General features: G+C 70.1%; 1 protein-coding gene. It reads left to right on the forward strand.

The window, feature by feature from the left end; genetic code table 11:
* On the forward strand, positions 1 to 602 hold a 602-nt coding region (locus IE97_RS39040; protein ID WP_158708395.1), incomplete at both ends, for a condensation domain-containing protein.

A 602-nucleotide genomic window follows, 5' to 3' on the forward strand; every position in this document is an offset into this window, starting at 1 on the left:
GTGGTGCACCACATCGCGGGCGACGGCTGGTCGATGGGGCCGCTGGCACGTGATCTGGGGCGGGCGTATGCGGCGCGTTGTGAGGGGCGGGGCCCGGGGTGGGCGCCGTTGCCGGTGCAGTACGTGGATTACGCGGTGTGGCAGCGGGAGTTGCTGGGCGAGGTGAGTGAGCCGGGGAGCCTGGCTTCGGAGCAACTCGATTTCTGGCGGCGTGAGTTGGCGGGGTTGCCGGAGGAGTTGGTGTTGCCGGTGGACCGGTCGCGGCCTGCGGTGTCGAGTGGTCGGGGTGGGGTGGTTCCGTTCGCGCTGTCGGCGGGGACGCATGCGCGGTTGGTGGGGGTGGCGCGGGGTTCGGGTGCGAGTGTGTTCATGGTGGTGCAGGCGGGTGTGGTGGGGCTGTTGTGCCGGTTGGGGGCGGGGGAGGACATCGCGCTGGGTACGGCGGTGGCGGGGCGTTCGGATGAGGGGTTGGAGGATCTGGTCGGGTTCTTCGTGAACACGTTGGTGTTGCGGGCGGATGTGTCGGGGGATCCGGTTTTCCGTGAGCTGGTGGGGCGGGTGCGGTCGGCGGATCTGGCGGCCTTCGCGCATCAGGATCTGCC

It is taken from the genome of Streptomyces sp. NRRL S-455, from assembly GCF_000717875.1.
In the GTDB taxonomy this organism is placed as follows: Bacteria; Actinomycetota; Actinomycetes; order Streptomycetales; family Streptomycetaceae; genus Streptomyces.